The organism is Luteitalea sp. (assembly GCF_022842525.1).
Lineage (GTDB): Bacteria > Acidobacteriota > Vicinamibacteria > Vicinamibacterales > Vicinamibacteraceae > Luteitalea.
The window spans coordinates 1-17,341 of record NZ_JALHPM010000062.1 but is presented as its reverse complement, the minus strand read 5'-3'; the positions used below and the strand labels follow the sequence as shown (position 1 = coordinate 17,341).

The following is a 17,341-nucleotide window of genomic DNA, read 5'->3' as shown; positions in this document are numbered from 1 at the left end:
TCAATCCACCGCCACCGGGCCTTCGCGTGGCTCACGCCGCGCAGGCACGATGCCGAACGCCTTCATCTTCCGATAGAGGTTGCTGCGTTCCACGCCGAGGACTTCGGCGGTACGCGAGATGTTGCCCTGCTGCGCCGCCAGCGTGCGCACGATGTAGTCGCGCTCGAAGCGCTCGCGCGCCTCGTGCAACGGCAGCGAGGGACCACTGGCCAGCTCAGGCAGACCATCGACGATCTGTCCGCCCTGCAGGAACGAGAGGTGGCGCGGCTCGACGACCTCGCCGGGGACCATGATGAGCAGCCGCTCGACCACGTTGCGCAGTTCGCGGACGTTGCCGGGCCAGGCATAGCGCCGCAGCACGTCCATCGCCTCCGGGTCGATCTGGCGGGGCCGCCGCCCGTGCTCGCGCGACAGCTCCTGCATGAAGTGGGCGATGAGCCGCGGGATGTCCTCCTCGCGCTCGCGCAGCGGCGGCACGAAGATCGGGATCACGTTGAGGCGGAAGAAGAGGTCCTCGCGAAACCGACCGGCACGAATCTCCGCGGTCAGGTCCTTGTTGGTCGCCGCGAGCACGCGCACGTCGACCTTGACGCTGTCGTGCCCGCCAACCGGATCGACGACCTGCTCCTGCAGCACGCGCAGGACCTTGGCCTGCGTCTTGAGACTCATGTCGGCCACTTCGTCGAGGAAGATGGTGCCCTCGTCGGCCAGCTCGAACCGCCCGCGCCGGTCCGAGACCGCGCCCGTGAAGGCGCCGCGGACGTGCCCGAACAGCTCGCTCTCGATCAGTTCCTCGGGGATCGCCGCGCAGTTGACCTCGACGAACGGCCCGCTGCGACGCCGGCTCAGCGCGTGGATGCTGCGCGCCACCAGTTCCTTGCCGGTGCCGTTCTCGCCGAAGATCAGCACACGGCCGTTGGTCGGCGCCGACATCGCGATCTGCTCGCGCAGCGACCGCATGACGTAGCTCTCCCCCACCATCACGAACCGCTTGTCGACGTGCTCGCGCAGGGCGCGGTTCTCGGCTTCGAGCTGACGCTGGCGCAGGGCGTTGCGCACCACGTGCAGCGTCTTGTCGATCGACAGCGGCTTCTCGACGAAATCGAAGGCGCCGATCTTCACGGCACGGACGGCCGACTCGATGTTGCCGTGGCCGGAGATGACGACCACCGCCGCGTCCACGTGCCGATCGCGCAGCCGCGACAAGGTGAGCAGCCCGTCGATCCCGGGCAGCCAGACGTCGAGCAGGATGACGTCGAAGTGCCGCCCCGGCGCAATCTCCAGGCAGGCCTCCCCGGTCGGGACGGCTTCCACTTCGAAGCCTTCGTCGCGCAGCACGCCCGACAGGGCGGACCGCACGCCGGCTTCGTCGTCGACAATCAGGATGCTCGGACGCATGGCCTACGCGGGAATCTCCAGCGTGAAGGCGGCGCCGTGCGGCATGCGGTCGGCCGCCTCGATGGTGCCGCCGTGCTCGACGATGATGCGGCGGACGATGGCCAGCCCGAGCCCGCTGTCGCGCCCCTTGGTCGAGTAGTACGGCAGGAACAGCTTGCTCCGATCCGCCTCCCCGAGCCCGGGGCCATCGTCGCCGACGACCAGCCGGGCGAGCCGGTGCCCCTCGTCCCAGGTCGTCTGCACGCTGATCGTCCCGGTCGCGCTGGCCGGCAGGCCGTCGTGCACGGCGGCCAGGGCCTCGACGGCGTTGTCCACGAGATTGATGACCACGCGCTTGAACTGCTCCGGGTCCACCCGGATGACCGGCATGGCGGGATCGTACTCCCTCACCACGGTCAGGCGCGGCAACCCGACGTAGAGCGCCAGCGCCTCGTCGAGCAGCGCATGCAGATCCGAGGGCACCGCCCTGGGCGTCGGCATGCGGGCGAACTGCGAGAACTCGTCCACGAGCCCCTTGAGCGACTCGACGGCACCGATGATGTTGGTGGAGCACTCGTCCACCAGCTCGCGGGTCGTCGGCGGCGCGGTGGTGAAGTGGCGCCGGATGCGCTCGGCACTGAGCTGGATCGGCGTCAGCGGGTTCTTGATCTCGTGCGCGAGACGCCGGGCCACATCGCGCCAGGCCGAGACCCGCTGGGCCCGGATGAGCGGCGTGACGTCGTCGAACACCAGCACCGTGCCCTCAGAGCTGCCTTCGTCGCGCAGCGGCGTGGCCGCCACCGCGAGATGCAGGTCGCGGCCATCACGCACGAGGGCGATCTCGTGCCCGGCCGTGCCCCCACGGGTGCGCGCCGCCGCCTGGGGAATCGACAGCAGCGGGCGCAGGTCCTGCCGCGAGAAGACGTCGTCGAACAGTTGCCCGACGGCGGACTGGTCCAGCCCGAGCAGCCGGGCCGCGGCGCTGTTCATCGTGTTGATGCGGCCCCGGGTGTCAAGGGAGATCACGCCGGTCGCGATCCGCTTGAGGATGGTCTCGATGTAGCGACTGCGCCCCTCGACCTCCCGCCCCTTGCGCTGGACCTCGGCCCGCGACTGCTCCAGTTCGCCGGCCATCGTGTTGAACGCCTCGACGAGCTGCCCGAACTCGTCGGCCGACTCCGGCTCGATGCGGTAGTCGAAGTTGCCCTGCCCGATCTCCCGCGCCCCCGCCGCGAGCAGCCCGATGGGACGGGTGATGCGCTTGGCGGTGTAGAGGCCGAGCCACGTCGCGCTCACCAGGATGAACAGCGTCATCATCAGGAAGAACGACAGGTAGACGCCCTCGATCGGCCGCCGCAGGACGCGCAACTGCTGATACCCCTCGTAGGCCTCGACGATGCGTCGGCTGTGCTGCGCGAGGCTGCCCGACAGATGCTCGCTGACGATGACGACGCCCACCGGGGCCATGCCGTCGGGCAGGCGCACGAGCGACGCCGAGCGCACCAGTTCTCCCCCGCTGCCAAGCGGCTCGATGACGCGGGTGTCGGCACTGCCACCGGCCACGCGCGCCGCCAGACGGTCGGCCGAGGCCCGTGGCACGTCGCGAGGCACCGTCGGCGCCGCGACGTCGAAGAGCGGGATCACCTCGAGCGGGTTCGTCTCCGGGGCGATGCGATAGACCTCGACGAGCGTCGACCGGCCCGACGCCACTTCGGGAGACACGCGAGCGCGGATGGTCGCGACGTCGCCCCGCTCGATCCCGGAGGTCGACAGCAGCCGGGCCAGCCGGACGGCCTGCCGGCCGGTCTGCACCTGCGTGTCCTGGTAGTAGTCGCTCGCGATCTCGCGCGCAGCCGCCAGGACATCGTCGATGGGCGGCGCGAACCAGCGACTCGCGCTGTTGCGAATCAGTTCGCTGCCGACGATGAGCACGAGGACCGCGGGCACGAGCGCGAGCCCGAGCATGGCGGCGACCAGCTTGGCGCGGAACCGCGCGAACGGCAGCGCACGGCGCCGCTCGACGAGCAGCTTGATGACGTTGCGGGCCAGCACGAACGCCAGCGCGCCCAGCATCGTGAGGTCGACGGCGACCAGCGCGTACAGCACCACCTCGCTCAGCAGGGCTGGCGACAGCCCGGTCGATCGATCGGCCAGGGTGACCAGCGCGACGAGCGCCGCCACCAGCAGGCCGATCGCCAGCAGGACGAAGATCGGGTTGTCGCGGAGCGGGCGCTGCGGAGGGGTGCGACCTCCGGCCAGCGCGGGATCGGGCGCGGGCGGCGCCGCGGCGGCCGGCGGGGCGTCGGTCAGACGGGTGAAGATGGCCACGTCACGGGCGGAAGCGGAAGCTCACGCTGCCGAGCACGGCACCCGGGGTCCATGGCCACGCCCAGCCGAGCATGCGGGGACGGGTCTGCGCCTTCACGCTGACGTGGTACTCGCCGTCCTCGACGAGCCGGTGTGACGACAGGCGACGGCCGCGGAAGTTGGTCAGCCACTGCAGCGCCGTGCCTTCGTCGTCGGTCGTGCGGACCTCTTCGACCCGCCCGTCCTCGATGAAGGTGATCTGGTACCGGCGCGTCAGGTTGTCGAAGCGGACCACGGCCGAGACCCGCATGTAGGCGATGGTCTTGTCGATCCACCAGCGCGACGACTGCTGCAGGGCGACGTCGTAGGCAAACGTCGTCGGCAGCCCGCTCTGGATGGCGGCGCGGACGGACTCCGACACGGCCTCGGTGACCTGGAAGCTGACGCGGACCTCGCCGTCGTGCAGGGTCGTCTGGACCTGCACGGCCGCATCAGCCCACGCCGTGGTGGCAAGGCCCAGCCAGCAGGCCAGCAGCAGCATCACTCGCAGCCGCATCGTCAGTCCTTCGATTTGATCAGGTCCTCGAGCTCGGTCATGAACTCGCCGATGTCGCGGAAGTGCCGGTAGACCGAGGCAAAGCGCACGTAGGCGACCTTGTCGAGCTGCCGGAGTTCCGCCATGACGTGCTGACCGATCTCGGTGGTGCTGATTTCCTTGTCCGGGCGCTCCTGCAGCGCGGCCTCGACTCGGTCGGCCACGGCTTCGAGCGCATTGACGCGAACCGGCCGCTTCTCGCAGGCCTTGAGCAGCCCCGCAATCAGCTTCTGCCGGTCGAACCGCTCCCGACGGCCGTCCTTCTTGACGACCATGTACGGGATTTCGTCCACCCGCTCGTACGACGTGAATCGCCGGGCACATTCCAGGCATTCCCGCCGCCGCCGGATGACCTCCCCCTCGCGACTCTCGCGGGAATCTACCACCTTGTCCTGCAGGTGGCCGCAATACGGGCACTTCATCGGGCCTGGCTCCCTTCGAGGTGCCTGACGCCAGACGGAGGCGCCCCTGTCCTCGTGATGTCCTCGATGCGTCGTAGCGTCAGTCCTTCACGTGCGATGAACACCAGCGTCGCGAGCGACACCGGGATGAACGACAGCGCGTGCAGCGCCACCGCATAGGCGACCGCCCGGTCGTTGTCGGCCGCGTACAGCGAGGTCAGTGCCAGTCGCACCGACTCGTGGAACGCCCCCACGGCGCCAGGCGTCGGCACGGACACGCCGACGGCCATGAACATGAGGACCGTGAAGGTGCCGGCGAAGGTCAACGGCAGCGCGAACGCCCACGCCATGGCCCAGGTGGTGAGGCCGATCGACAGCCACACCGCCACCGACCAGCCAAAGGCCAGCGCCAGCGCAGCGGGCGTCCGGAGCACCGCGAAGCCCTGACCAAACGCCGCCACCACCTTGGTGGCCAGCCGGCCGACCCGCGCCGGCAGACGACGCGTGAGGCGCTCGGTGACCAGGCCCACGCGCTCGGCGTGGCCGGCGAACAGGAAGGCGACCCCGAGGCCGCCGAGGGCCGCCGCCGCGGCGATCAGGCCGCCAAACTGAACTGCCCGGAGCATTTGTCCGTCATTGACAGCGAACCCGGCATCGAGCAGCGAGACGCTCAGCGCAAACAGGATCAGCAGCGTGATGATGTCGAGGGCCCGCTCGAGGACGATGGTGGCAAAGGTCGCCGTCGGGTCGAGATGGACCTTCCTGGCAAGCAGGTACGGCCGCAGCACCTCGCCGACGCGGCCGGGCAGCATGGCATTGGCGCCGAACCCGATGACGGTGGCGCGGAGGGCCGGTCCGAACGGGACCTGGCCGATGGGCAGCAACAGGTACTGCCAGCGGAACGTACGGAAGACGAAGGTGCCCACCGACGCCAGCAGCGCGAGCAGGATGCCGCTGGGATGCGCACGCGCCAGTTCCCGCCCCACGGCCGACAAATCGGCCTGCCGCAGGAACAGCGCGATGAGCGCCACGGTGACGAGCAGGATGAGGAAGTGCTTGAGGTAGCCCGTCATGCGGAGGTGGGCTGTTCGGGCGCGACTGTACTATAGGTTGGGTTTTCGAGGCTATGGGAAAGCGCGAACTGCTACTGCTGGTGGTCTTTGTCGTCCTCGGGGTGGGGGTCTACCAGGTGTCGGCGCCGGCCGCCCCGGCGGACGCCCCGGGGTTCTCCCTGTCCCGCATGGTGCAGATGGCGAAGTCGCACTTCGTGGGAGACGCCGTCCGGACGCCGGTCACCCGCACCGCCACCCTCGCGGTGACGCCGGAGGTGACCACCCTGGACCTCGGTGAGGTCCGCGGGGCCATGTTCGTCGCCGGCACGGACCGGGAGGACATCCTCGTCCGTCTCGACACCGTGATCGGCGGGATGGACGAGGCCGACGTCGCCCAGCAGGAGAAAGGGCTGGGCCTGGCCGTCACGGGCGCCGGACCTGTCGCCACGGTCGCGGTCTCCTTCGAACGGGGTGGCCGACCGCCGCGGTATGAACTGCACATCGAGGTGCCCTCACGGCTCAAGGTCCAGCTGGGCGGTCGCGGATCGGCCGAGATTCGTGGGGTGGCCAGCGTCCACCTCGACGAGTACCGGGGCGAGCTCAACGTTGCCGAGGTCGCCGGTCCGATCACTGGCGACCTGCGTGAGTCGCGGGCCGAGTTCGGCCCCGGCACCCGCATGGACCTCGACACCCGCAGCGTGCGCCTGCGCGCGGAAGCGCCCGCCTCGGTCGTGCTGCGGAGCGAGCGCGGCACGGTCGATGTGATGGACGCGACCGGACCGGTGTCGATCAAGACCGACTTCGCCCGCATGGACATCCGGGGCACCGGGGGCCCCGTGCACATCACCGGGGAGGGCGGCACCATCGAGTTGCGCGACGTGCGTCACCCGCTGACCATCGAGGCCGACCGGCTGACCGTGAACGCCGAACTGGCCATCCCGGTGGCGACCACCATCACGGTGGACGACGACACCGTCGAGGTCACGCTCCCTGCCGAGGGCGGCCTGCAACTCGAGGCCGCCATCGAGAACGGGAGCCTGCGACTGCCGGACGGCATGACCGCCACGAAGACGGGCGCGCGCGAGGCGGCGAGCGCGACGCTGGGAGAGGGGGGGCCGCTGGTGAAGGTGACCGTCAACACCGGCGCGCTGCGGGTGCGGACCCGGGCCGGTCGTCCAGCGACGGAGTAGGACAGCGCCGACGCGACGGTCGGCGCTCGTGGGACCAGCGAGGGGCGATGCGCACGGTGCGCACCGCCCCTCATGCACTTCTAGAAGCTGTAGCGGGCGCTCATGAGCAGCGAGCGGTTGCCCCAGTTGTTGGTGTTGGTGCCGAACGCCGGATTGCTCAGGCTGTTGACCGGCACGCCGTAGTTGTCCTGGTTGAAGGCGTTGAACAGGTCGGCACGAATCAGCACGCGGTGACCGAACGGCAGCGTGAAGCGGCGTGCCACGCTGATGTCCCAGTTGTACCAGGCCGGGGCGCGCAGGGTGTTGCGCCCGAGGTTGCCGTTGCCGAGGCTGTTGGCGAGCGGCAGCCCGTTGGTGCCGAGCGGCACCAGGAACATGCCCGACGTGGTGAAGGTGCGCAGGTTGCCCGTGTCCGGGTCGGGCGTCAGGGTGCCGGACGGATCGAAGTTCGGACGATCGCCACCGCCGCCGTTGCCATTGGTGTCCACGCCCGTCAGGATGGTGAACGGCTGGCCCGACTGCGCCACGAACACCCCAGAGACCTGCCATCCGCCCGTCAGCTGACGCACGAAGGCATTGCCGACCGCCGGCGTCTCGTAGAGCCACGACGCGACGACGCGGTGCGTGCGGTCGAACGCCGACAGACTCCACTCGGCGTCGATGTCGTTGAAGTCCTGCGGAATCTGCGGCGACCCGGCGGTGATGGCCGCCACGCCGAGCGACTCGTCGTTGTTGCTGAAGTTCTTGCTGAACGTGTAGCTGCTGCGGAACTGCAGGCCGCGCGCCAGACGCCGCGTGAACTGGGCGTACGCGGAGTGGTACTCCCCTTCCGCGGTGGTCGCGATGAGCACGCGGGGGCCGAACTGCGGGACGACGCGACGGGCCTGCGTGTTCGGGATGGAGGCGATGCTGCCGGTGGCGCGCACCGTGGCCGCCTGGGCCTCGGTCAGCACGGCGGGGTTGGCCTGCAACTGGTTGACGCCGTTGCGGCTGAGGCTGCCGTTGTACCCGAACTCGAAGCTGGTGTTGGACGTCAGCTCGCGAGCAAACGACAGCGACCAGTAGTTGCTGCGTGGGTACTGCGCATCGACCGGCGTATTGACGTACGTGGCCAGCGGGTTGAACACGGGCGAGCCGCCCACCGGGGCGACGTTGGGGAACACGTCGAAGATCTGGTCGGCCTGCCCGGTGAACACACGCGGGAAGTTCGACGCGTTCACCGTGAGGATGTTGTAGAACAGCACGTCGTAGCCGATGCCGTAGCCGCCACGGACGACGCTCTGGCCCTCGGCGCCGAGCAGGGACTTCAGGAAGCCGCCCTGCGGCGTCGGCGTCCAGGCGAAGCCGACGCGCGGCGCCCAGTTGTTGTTGTCACGCTGCACCGGGCCCGGCACCAGCGCGTTGAGGGACTGCTGATCCTCCGCACCGAAGAACCCGAGCGGTACCGAGCTGTTCTCGTAGCGCAGCCCCAGGTTGATCGTGAGGTTCTGGGTGACGCGGAAGTCGTCCTGCGCGAAGAAGAACAGCTGCGTCTGGCGGGCATCGAAGCTGGCCACCTGCAACGCCTGCGTGAACTGGTTCGCGAAGTTGTTCATGTAGTCCTGCAGGTTGTTGAACGTGAAGGAGCCCTTCGAGTTGAAGGCCGCCTGGTTGTCCAGTTGCAGGTAGCGCATGTCGCCACCGAACTTCAGCGAGTGCCGCCCCTTCTGCCACGAGAAGACATCCTGGAACTGGAACGAGTTCTGGATGCGTCCCTGCGGGAAGTTGCTCAGACCGCCGATGGTGAAGAGGCCCGTGATGGCGGTGGTCGGCGTGACGGGATCCGCCTCGGGGAACGACAGGTCGCGACGGATGTACGAGAACCGCGCCTCGTTGAGCGCGCGCGGCCCGAAGACGTGCGTGTGGCTCAGCGCCAGGTTGTGGTCCTTGGTCGCCGATTCACCGGCGAACCGGCTGCCGAACTGCAGGTTGCTCGCCGCGTTCTGCGTCGTCGGCCGGTCCGAGATGTAGCGGCCGGTGATGGTGTCGTTGGGCGAGAGCGTGTAGTCGACGCGGGTCAGCAGGTTGAAGGCGTCGCGGTCCTGCTGAATCGGCAGGTTGACCTGGCCGATCTCGACCGGCACGCCGTTGACGTTGGTGGTACGCAGGTTCGAGAACACCGGGTTCTGTGCGTAGACCTCCTGCAGGAAGCCGATCGAGTTCAGCACGGCCGAGCGGCTCGCGGCCGACTGGCCGGCACGCAGCGGCACGTTCTGCAGCGTGGCGTAGCCCGCCTGCGTCGGGATGTTGGCCGTGGTGCCCGGGCCGCCGTCCTCGCGACGGATGTCGGCCTGGAACATCCCGAAGAAGAACAGCTTGTTGCGCAGCACGGGGCCGCCGATGCCGCCGCCCACCTGGTGGCGGGTGAAGCCGGCCGGGTCGTCGAAGCCGGTGCGCTTCTCGACGTTCGTGCGGGCGTTGTACTTGCTGTCGGTGTAGTAGTCGAAGATGTCGCCGCGGAAGGCGTTGGTGCCCGACTTCGTGATGACGTTGAACTGGGCGCCGGAGCTGCGGCCGTACTCGACGTTGTACGGGTTGGTCTGCACGGCGATCTCGGCGACCGCTTCGGGCGGGATGGGGGTCGTCGAGAGGCTGACGCTGGCGTCGTTGTTGTCCGACCCGTCGATCATGAAGTTGTTGTTGCGCGAGCGCTGGCCGTTGGCCGAGATGCCCTCGGCGCCGGGCCCCGACACCACGTTGGGCGAGAGCAGCGCCACGCGGGTGACGTCACGCGTCGGCGAGATCGGCAGTTCGACCACCTGGCGCGCGTTGGTCACGAGACCGACCGTGGCGTTGGTGCGGTTGATGGTCACGCCCGCCGCCTCCGAGGTCACCTGCACGGTCTCCTCGAGACCGCCGACCGAGAGCGACGGGTTGAGCGTGACTTCCTGGCCCGACCCGACGCGGATGTCGCGGGCGTCGAAGGTCCGGAAGCCCTGGAGCTCCGCGCGGACCTGGTACGTCCCGGGCTCGAGCGCCGGGGCCCGGAACACGCCGGAATCGTTGCTGGTGGTGGCCCGGACGACGCCGGTGTCCTGATTGGTGATCGTGACGGTAACCCCGGGCAGGACCCCGCCACCGGAGTCGGTGACCACGCCGGAAATGATCCCGCGCGTGAGCTGCGCGCTGGCGGGCACGGCGGCGGCCAGCAGCGCCAGGCACAGCAGCGCCCGACGCAACGACTGAACGAACGTACTTGACATCATCCCTCCTGGGCACACGGAGCGACGGCTCCGTGGAGACCGCGCGCAGGTGACACGCGTCGCGGGCGGCAAGGGCCACTCGGGCCACAGCCACATATGACGCCACAAACTCGGCCTTCACGATCGTGATGATTTGGTGATGGCAGGGGTCGGGCCACGGATTTGCCGGGACGAACCGCTGCGCGAGGCGTTTGGCGCGCGATTCGCGCTATTCTTGGCGGGCCTCGAACGGGAGTTCTGCCTTCGTGTCCATGTCCCCGCTGCTCACCACCCCCGCCATCGGTCTGCCGCTGCTCCGCCGGGGCAAGGTGCGCGACGTGTTCGAGGCGGGTGACGACCGGCTCCTCATCGTGGCCACCGACCGCATTTCGGCGTTCGACCACGTGCTCGGCTCCGGCATCCCCGACAAGGGGCGGATCCTCACGCAGTTGTCGACGTTCTGGTTCGGGCGCCTCGCCGACGTGACCCCGCACCACCTCCTGTCCACGGACGTGGCGGACTTCCCCGCCAGCACCCACCCGTTCGCCGCGGCCCTCGCCGGGCGCACGATGCTGGTGCGGCGAACGGAGCCCCTGCCGGTCGAGTGCGTCGCCCGCGGGTACCTGGAAGGATCCGGCTGGAAGGACTACCAGGCGACCGGCACGCTGTGCGGGCACCGCCTGCCCACCGGCCTGCGGCAGTGCGACCAGTTGCCGACGCCCCTCTTCACCCCGGCCACGAAGGCCGAAACGGGCCACGACGAAAACATCAGCGAAGCTCGGGCCGCCGAGATCCTCGGCGAGGAGGTCTTCGACCAGGTCAAGGCCCTGACCCTGGCGCTCTACACCGCTGGCGCGGCGCACGCGGCATCGCGCGGCATCCTCGTCGCCGACACCAAGTTCGAGTTTGGCCTGGTGCAGGACGCCGGCCGGACGCGGGTGGTCCTGATCGACGAGATCCTGACCCCCGACTCGTCGCGCTTCTGGCCCGCCGACCAGTACGCGCCAGGCGGCCCACAGCCGAGCTTCGACAAACAATTCGTCCGCGAATACCTCGAGCGGATCCAGTGGGACAAGCAGCCGCCGGTGCCCTCGCTGCCAGACGACGTCGTCGCCCGGACGCGCGACAAGTACCTCGACGCCTTCCGCCGACTCACCGGGGCCGACCTGGTCGAGGCCTGAGCTGCCCGTGGCCATGCACCGGGATCTGGAACGGCTCGTGGCCGAGATGGTGGATGGCGGCATCCACTTCGTCGATGCCGCCCGCGAATTCGAACGTCGCTTCCTCGAACTGGCCCTGAAGCGCACCGACGGCAGCATCACCCGCTGCGCCGCCCTCACCGGCCTGCACCGCAACACCCTCGCCCGCAAGATCGCCGAACACAAGCTCAAGGGGTAGGGGCACGCCCCTGGGCCTTCGTCCTTGGGCCCTGGGCCTTCGGTCTTGGGTCCTTCGGTCTTGGGTCCTTCGTTCTTCGGCCCTTCGACATTCCGGCATTCCGGCATTCGTCCGTGTTGGCAGTCAGGGGTCTTGACTGCCAACACGGACGATCTATACTTGGCAGTCGTCCCCCTCGACTGCTAAGCCGCTGGGGGCACCTGAACATTCTTTCTGGGGAGGGCGCGCTGGCGCCCGCCGTCACATCTCATCAGGACTGGAGTACACACCATGAACCTCCGACCTCTCCACGATCGGCTCATCGTCGAACGTATCGAAGAAGGGGAGCAGCAAGTCAACGGGATCATCATCCCGGACTCTGCCAAGGAAAAGCCGCAGCAGGGCAAGGTCGTCGCTGTCGGCAACGGCAAGGTGAAGGACGACGGCAAGGTCACGCCCCTCGACGTCAAGGCGGGCGACACCATTCTCTTCGGCAAGTATTCGGGCCAGGAGATCAAGGTGGAAGGCCGCGAGTATCTGATCATGCGTGAGGACGAAGTCCTCGCGGTGATGGCGTAAGAGGGAGCGAGAATCATGGCAAAGCAGATCATCTACGGTGCGGAATCGCGGCAAGCGATTCTCCGCGGTGTCAACCAGCTCGCCGATGCAGTGAAGGTGACGCTCGGTCCCAAGGGCCGCAACGTCGTCCTCGACAAGAAGTTCGGATCGCCGACGATCACCAAGGACGGCGTCACCGTCGCCAAGGAGATCGAGCTGAAGGATCCGCTCGAGAACATGGGCGCGCAGATGGTGCGTGAAGTCGCGAGCAAGACCAGCGACATCGCCGGCGACGGCACCACCACCGCGACCGTGCTCGCGCAGGCCATCTATCGCGAGGGCGCCAAGAACGTCGTGGCCGGTGCCAACCCGATGGAAGTCAAGCGCGGCATCGACAAGGCCGTCGAGGTCGTCATCGAGCAGCTCAAGTCGTTCGCCAAGCCGGTGAGCGGCAACGCCATCGCCCAGGTGGGCACCATCTCCGCCAACAGCGACCCGACGATCGGCACGATCATCGCCGAAGCGATGGAGAAGGTCGGCAAGGACGGCGTCATCACGGTCGAAGAAGCCAAGTCGATGGAGACCTCGCTCGAGGTCGTCGAGGGCATGCAGTTCGATCGCGGCTACCTCTCGCCCTACTTCGTGACCGACCCGGACCGCATGGAAGTGGTGCTGGAGAACCCGGTCATCCTGATCCACGAGAAGAAGATCTCGTCGATGAAGGACCTCCTCCCGGTGCTCGAGCAGGTGGCTCGCGGCGGGCGTCCGCTGCTGATCATCGCCGAGGACATCGAGGGTGAAGCGCTCGCGACGCTCGTGGTGAACAAGCTGCGCGGGACGCTGCAGGCCGCCGCCGTCAAGGCCCCGGGCTTCGGTGACCGCCGCAAGGCCATGCTCGAGGACATCGCCATCCTGACCGGCGGCCGCGCGCTGACCGAGGACCTCGGCATCAAGCTCGAGAACGTCAAGCTCGAGGATCTCGGCCGCGCCAAGAAGGTGACGATCGACAAGGACAACACGACGATCGTCGAGGGCGCCGGCGCTGCCGGGGCCATCGAGGGCCGCGTCAAGCAGATCCGCACGCAGGTCGAGGACACCACCTCGGACTACGACCGCGAGAAGCTGCAGGAGCGCCTGGCGAAGCTCGTCGGCGGTGTCGCCGTCATCAAGGTCGGTGCCGCCACCGAGACCGAGATGAAGGAGAAGAAGGCGCGCGTCGAAGACGCCATGCACGCGACCAAGGCGGCCGTCGAAGAGGGCATCGTCCCCGGCGGCGGCGTGGCCCTGGTGCGCGCGGGCAAGGCGCTCGACTCGCTGAAGCTCGACACGCACGACCAGCAGGTCGGTGTCGCCATCATCAAGCGCGCCATCGAGGAGCCGATGCGCTGGATCGCGACCAATGCGGGCCAGGAAGGCACGATTGTCGTGCAGCGCGTCAAGGAGAACGACACGGTGGAGTTCGGCTACAACGCCGGCGCCGAGAAGTTCGAGGACCTGATCGCGGCCGGCGTCATCGACCCGGTCAAGGTCGTCCGCACGGCCCTCCAGAACGCGGCCTCGATCGCCGGCCTGCTGCTCACCACCGAAGCGATGGTGTGTGACATTCCGGAAGACAAGAAGGCCGAGCCGATGCCCCAGGGCGGCGGCGGCGGGATGTACTAGGTGGGTAGGGCCCGCTCTCCGAGCGGGCCGTCACCGGGAACCGGGCACCGGGACTCGGGACTTGAATGAGCAAGGGCCCGCTGGAGCAATCCAGCGGGCCCTTCCTGCGTGGTCTCAAGGACGAAGCAAGAAGGCCCTTCCAGCCCTTCGGCCCCCTCGCCCCTCCCACCTACCTCAGTCCTCGTTCCTCAGTCCTCCGTCCTCATCGGCGGAGTCGTGCTTCAGCGGAGACTGAACTCCATCTCGACGACGATGATGGTGGGGACGGCGGCGCCCTGGCGCATGCCGGGGCGGAAGCGCCAGAGGCGCATGGCCTTCATCGCCTCTTCGTCCAGGCCGAACGTGCGGTCGAGGGAGCGGGCGATCTTGATGTCCCCGGGGCGACCGTCAGGCATGACGACGACCTCGAGCCAGACCTTGCCCTGGATCTTCGCGCGCATCGCCTCGGTCGTGTACTGCGGCTTGACCTGCGAGATCAGGGTCGGCTGGGAGACACCCGACCCGGGACGATAGGCCCCCCCGCCGGTGCCGCCGCCGAAGCCGGCGCCGAGGCCACTGCCCTGTCCCGACCCGACGCCCGTGCCCGTGCCGGTCCCCGCGCCGCCACCGCTGCCACTGCCCTGCGAACTGCCACTTGGAATGGCCGTGCGATCGATGACGCCCGCGACCGCCACGTCACCGGAGGCGAGGCTCTGGACGGGAATGTTCATCTGCGGGACCGGCGGCGGCTCCACGTCCTTGGGCGGCTCGACGTCCTTGGGCGGCGTGATCGAGGTCTTGGGGGCGACAGGCACTGTCATGCGGTCGGTGCCTGGCAACTCGACCCGACGCGGTGGCTCTGGGCTCCGGTTGCCGCCGCCACCACCGCCCCCGCCAGGCCCGGGCTCGGCGACGAACACCAGCTGGTAGTTGGGCTCGGGGGGCTTGACCGCCGCGTTGGACTCCCCCGCGGGCACGGCACGAATCCCGAAGAAGAGGAGCAAAGAGAAGGCGATGTGCGCCACGGCCGACGCCACAGCCGCCCCGCTGAAGCGCTGCCGGTCCTGCCCGAACTCGAGATCGATGGTCGGATGCCCGCCCAGGGGGAGGATGACGGACCCGTGCGAGCTCGGCTCCTGAGGGGTGGCGGGTGGCGCTTGAGACATATCCGGGCGATGGCCTGAGAACGCGTTCATTCTGTCAGCACTCTTGCGATACCCGCAACTCATGCGCATGGCCGGCGACATGCCGGCCGCGCCTCGACAGGACTGATGACGACGAGGCCGAGCGACGGCTCGGCCAGAAGCGGACCCGGCGCGAACCGGGGTTTCAGGGTTAGACGCCGTCAGGCCCCCATCCGGCCGACTCAGCGTGCCAGATAGCCGGCGCGCGCCCGGACGCGATGCGTCGCACGCGTCACGCGCACCTCGATGCGTCGATACTGCCCGGGTGCCGTCGGGCGGAGCGGCTGGTAGCCGAGCAGGTACTGATGGCGGAGGTCGGATGCGATGCGGCGCAGCACGGAGGGCAGGTCGTCCAGATCCTTGACCCGCTGCGCGTGCCCGCCGGTGAGGGCGGCCAGTTGCTCGAGCACGTCGGGCACCTTCCGTTGCACGACGACCGGATAGGCCAGGACATCGCTGGCCCGCACCCGCGTCAGCACGTCGGCACTCGACCGCCGACTGCCCCGCTCGAGCCCGTCCGAGATCAGGACCAGGGCCCGACGCCCCGGCGCCGGTTCGATGGCATCGAAGGCGGTGACGATGGCGTCGTGCAGGGCGGTGGAGCCCCAGGGGTCGAGCGCCTGCAGGGCCGCATCGACGGCCTGGCGGTCCGGGGTCAGGGCGACCGGCACCTCGACCTCGGAGCCGATGGCCACCAGCATCGCGCGATCCTGATCGCCGAGTTCGTGCAGCAACTCGCGCCCGCCGCGCTGCGCGGCGGCCAGCCGGCCGTTGGCCATGCTCCAGCTGCGATCGACGGCCAGGGCGATGGACACGGGCTGGTCGCCGTCCGCGAAGGTGCTGAGGGGCTGCGGCACGCCGTCCTCGAGCACGACGAACTCGTCGCGCCCGAGGTCGGTCACGAAGCGGCCCTGCTTGTCGGTCACCGTCGCATACACCTCGACCAACTCGGTGCGGGAGGCGAACTGCTGGAGCCCTCCCGCCGACGAGAGCACCGAGGCCAGCAGCGCCACCCCGGCGGCCAAACCGGCGACGCGGAGGTCGAATGGTAGAATCACGCGCAGTAGGTGTTCGTAAAGGAGCTCTTCATGATCGCGCTGGGCCTCGGGCCACTCGGTATCCCCGAACTGATCATCATCCTGTTCATCATCGTGCTGATCTTCGGGGCCACGCGGCTGCCCGAAATCGGCCGCGGCATCGGCAAGGGCATCCGCAACTTCAAGGAAGCCACCAAGGAAGGCGCGTCCGGCAAGGACGAGTAAGCCTCACAGCGGAATCAGCACGCGCGCCTCTCCCTCCCGGCGGGTCACGCGCGTGCGGTCGAGCCATTCGAGCAGCGGAATCGCGGTGCGCCGCGTCAATCCGTATCGCTCCTTGAACCACCCCACCTCGATACGCGCAGGCGCCTCCCCGGCGTCAGCCAGCCGCCGAAGTTCATGCACGAGGGCCCGCAGGTGCCCCGAGGCGATCGAGAGATCGCCCAGACGCTCGACGTCTCCGGCGCGGGACAGCCGTGCCAGCACCGCCGCGAGGGCCTTGCGCTCGACTCCTGCCCCTGCTTCCAGTTCCTGGACCGACCGGCCGCCGAGGCCAGCCGCGTCGATCGCCTCGAACACACGGGCGTCGACCGGATCGCGGGCCGGCGCCAGCGCCGCCGCGCGCGCGAGACGATCGTCGCCGCTGATCACGCCCTCGCGGGCCAGTTGCGCGAGCACGACATCGGCCACCTCCGCGCGCCAGCGCCGCCCTCCCGCGGTCCGCAGGGCCGCGCGCGACACGCCGCCCGCCAGAGGGTCGGCCGTGTGGGCGGCGTCGATCCGCTGCAGCAACGCGGTCCGCACCTCCGGCAACACGTCGGTGGCGATGGACATCGGCCCGATGTCGACCAGCCGCCCCTCGCGGACCAGCGCCTCGAGTGCCGCGGCCGCGGCCGCAGGCGTCACCCCGCACCGTGCCGGCAGATCGGCCCTGGCACACCCGAGCGCGCCGGAGTCCCGCACGCGCGCGAACACCAGCGCTGCCGCATCGTCGGTCTCGGCCGGGCGGATCTGAGAGGGACGCGCGGGCGGCCACGGGTCGGCGACGAGGGCGCCGGCAATCGTCGCCAGGGGCGAGTAGGCGCGCAGCACGAGTCGATCGCCCCGACGCGCGGGCAGCGGCGACTCGAGCCGGAGCAGCGCCGAGGCGGAACTCCCGGACGGGATCGTGCGCGGCGCCTCACCGGGCGCACGGCCGGGGATGAGCAGTCGTCCGAGCACGACCGACGTCCCGAGGTGGACGTGCACCCGCGTGCCGTGCTTCTGCGGCGGGGCGCCCGGCAGCACGTCGACGGTCACGGCCAGGCGGCGCGTCGACAAGGTGCCGCCCTCCCCCAGCAGCACGTCGCCGCGCGCCACCTCGTCGAGCGACACGCCGGCGAGATTGACCGCGGTGCGCTG

General features: G+C 69.2%; 15 protein-coding genes. 6 read left to right on the top strand and 9 right to left on the bottom strand.

Features of this window, described 5'->3' with window-relative positions; all coding sequences use genetic code 11:
- The 5 genes from Q0C41_RS14025 to Q0C41_RS14005 are packed head-to-tail and all read right to left on the bottom strand — an operon-like array spanning window position 1 to window position 5,753.
- Window positions 1-1,398 carry a sigma-54 dependent transcriptional regulator gene (locus Q0C41_RS14025; protein ID WP_291984407.1) on the bottom strand — a complete coding sequence of 466 codons (1,398 nt, stop codon included), beginning with the start codon at window positions 1,396-1,398 and terminating at the stop codon, window positions 1-3.
- Window positions 1,399-1,401: 3 nt separating this feature from the next.
- Complete coding sequence (locus Q0C41_RS14020; RefSeq protein ID WP_291984406.1) at window positions 1,402-3,705, bottom strand: ATP-binding protein; 2,304 nt, start codon at window positions 3,703-3,705, stop codon at window positions 1,402-1,404.
- 1 nt (window position 3,706) lies between these two features.
- Entirely contained in the window at window positions 3,707-4,240 is a 534-nt protein-coding gene (locus Q0C41_RS14015) for a DUF4390 domain-containing protein (protein ID WP_291984405.1), read from the bottom strand.
- Between the two features lie 2 nt (window positions 4,241-4,242).
- Entirely contained in the window at window positions 4,243-4,701 is a 459-nt protein-coding gene (gene nrdR / locus Q0C41_RS14010; protein ID WP_291984404.1) for a transcriptional regulator NrdR, read from the bottom strand.
- Complete coding sequence (locus tag Q0C41_RS14005; protein WP_291984403.1) at window positions 4,698-5,753, bottom strand: lysylphosphatidylglycerol synthase transmembrane domain-containing protein; 1,056 nt, start codon at window positions 5,751-5,753, stop codon at window positions 4,698-4,700. The genes nrdR and Q0C41_RS14005 overlap by 4 nt, the downstream gene beginning before the upstream one ends.
- A 53-nt stretch (window positions 5,754-5,806) precedes the next feature.
- Between Q0C41_RS14005 and Q0C41_RS14000 the strand changes: the two genes are divergently transcribed.
- Window positions 5,807-6,922 (top strand): hypothetical protein, encoded by a 1,116-nt coding sequence (locus Q0C41_RS14000; RefSeq protein WP_291984402.1) that lies wholly within the window; start codon window positions 5,807-5,809, stop codon window positions 6,920-6,922.
- A gap of 80 nt (window positions 6,923-7,002) precedes the next feature.
- Here Q0C41_RS14000 and Q0C41_RS13995 read toward each other — a convergent pair whose 3' ends face one another.
- Window positions 7,003-10,164 (bottom strand): TonB-dependent receptor, encoded by a 3,162-nt coding sequence (locus Q0C41_RS13995; protein WP_291984401.1) that lies wholly within the window; start codon window positions 10,162-10,164, stop codon window positions 7,003-7,005.
- 251 nt (window positions 10,165-10,415) lie between these two features.
- On the opposite strand from Q0C41_RS13995, the gene Q0C41_RS13990 reads away from it, so the two are divergent.
- From Q0C41_RS13990 to groL, 4 genes are all read left to right on the top strand, one after another.
- Window positions 10,416-11,324: a phosphoribosylaminoimidazolesuccinocarboxamide synthase gene (locus tag Q0C41_RS13990; protein ID WP_291984428.1), complete on the top strand. Its 909-nt coding sequence runs from the start codon at window positions 10,416-10,418 to the stop codon at window positions 11,322-11,324.
- 13 nt (window positions 11,325-11,337) lie between these two features.
- Window positions 11,338-11,541 carry a helix-turn-helix domain-containing protein gene (locus Q0C41_RS13985; RefSeq protein WP_291984427.1) on the top strand — a complete coding sequence of 68 codons (204 nt, stop codon included), beginning with the start codon at window positions 11,338-11,340 and terminating at the stop codon, window positions 11,539-11,541.
- A 270-nt stretch (window positions 11,542-11,811) separates the two neighbouring features.
- Window positions 11,812-12,099 carry a co-chaperone GroES gene (gene groES, locus Q0C41_RS13980; RefSeq protein WP_110172587.1) on the top strand — a complete coding sequence of 96 codons (288 nt, stop codon included), beginning with the start codon at window positions 11,812-11,814 and terminating at the stop codon, window positions 12,097-12,099.
- Between the two features lie 15 nt (window positions 12,100-12,114).
- Window positions 12,115-13,740 carry a chaperonin GroEL gene (gene groL / locus Q0C41_RS13975; protein WP_367079215.1) on the top strand — a complete coding sequence of 542 codons (1,626 nt, stop codon included), beginning with the start codon at window positions 12,115-12,117 and terminating at the stop codon, window positions 13,738-13,740.
- Window positions 13,741-13,961: 221 nt separating this feature from the next.
- Here the strand turns inward: groL and Q0C41_RS13970 are convergent, their stop codons facing one another.
- Both Q0C41_RS13970 and Q0C41_RS13965 read right to left on the bottom strand, forming a co-directional pair.
- Window positions 13,962-14,915 (bottom strand): energy transducer TonB, encoded by a 954-nt coding sequence (locus tag Q0C41_RS13970; RefSeq protein ID WP_291984400.1) that lies wholly within the window; start codon window positions 14,913-14,915, stop codon window positions 13,962-13,964.
- A 170-nt stretch (window positions 14,916-15,085) separates the two neighbouring features.
- Complete coding sequence (locus tag Q0C41_RS13965; RefSeq protein WP_291984399.1) at window positions 15,086-15,961, bottom strand: VWA domain-containing protein; 876 nt, start codon at window positions 15,959-15,961, stop codon at window positions 15,086-15,088.
- Window positions 15,962-15,991: 30 nt separating this feature from the next.
- Here Q0C41_RS13965 and tatA point away from each other — a divergent pair, with 30 nt between their 5' ends.
- Window positions 15,992-16,165: a twin-arginine translocase TatA/TatE family subunit gene (gene tatA / locus Q0C41_RS13960; RefSeq protein WP_110174806.1), complete on the top strand. Its 174-nt coding sequence runs from the start codon at window positions 15,992-15,994 to the stop codon at window positions 16,163-16,165.
- Window positions 16,166-16,168: 3 nt separating this feature from the next.
- On the opposite strand, the gene Q0C41_RS13955 is transcribed toward tatA, so the two are convergent.
- Window positions 16,169-17,341, bottom strand: a 1,173-nt coding sequence (locus Q0C41_RS13955; RefSeq protein WP_291984398.1) for a SelB C-terminal domain-containing protein, incomplete at its 5' end; no start/stop codon positions are given.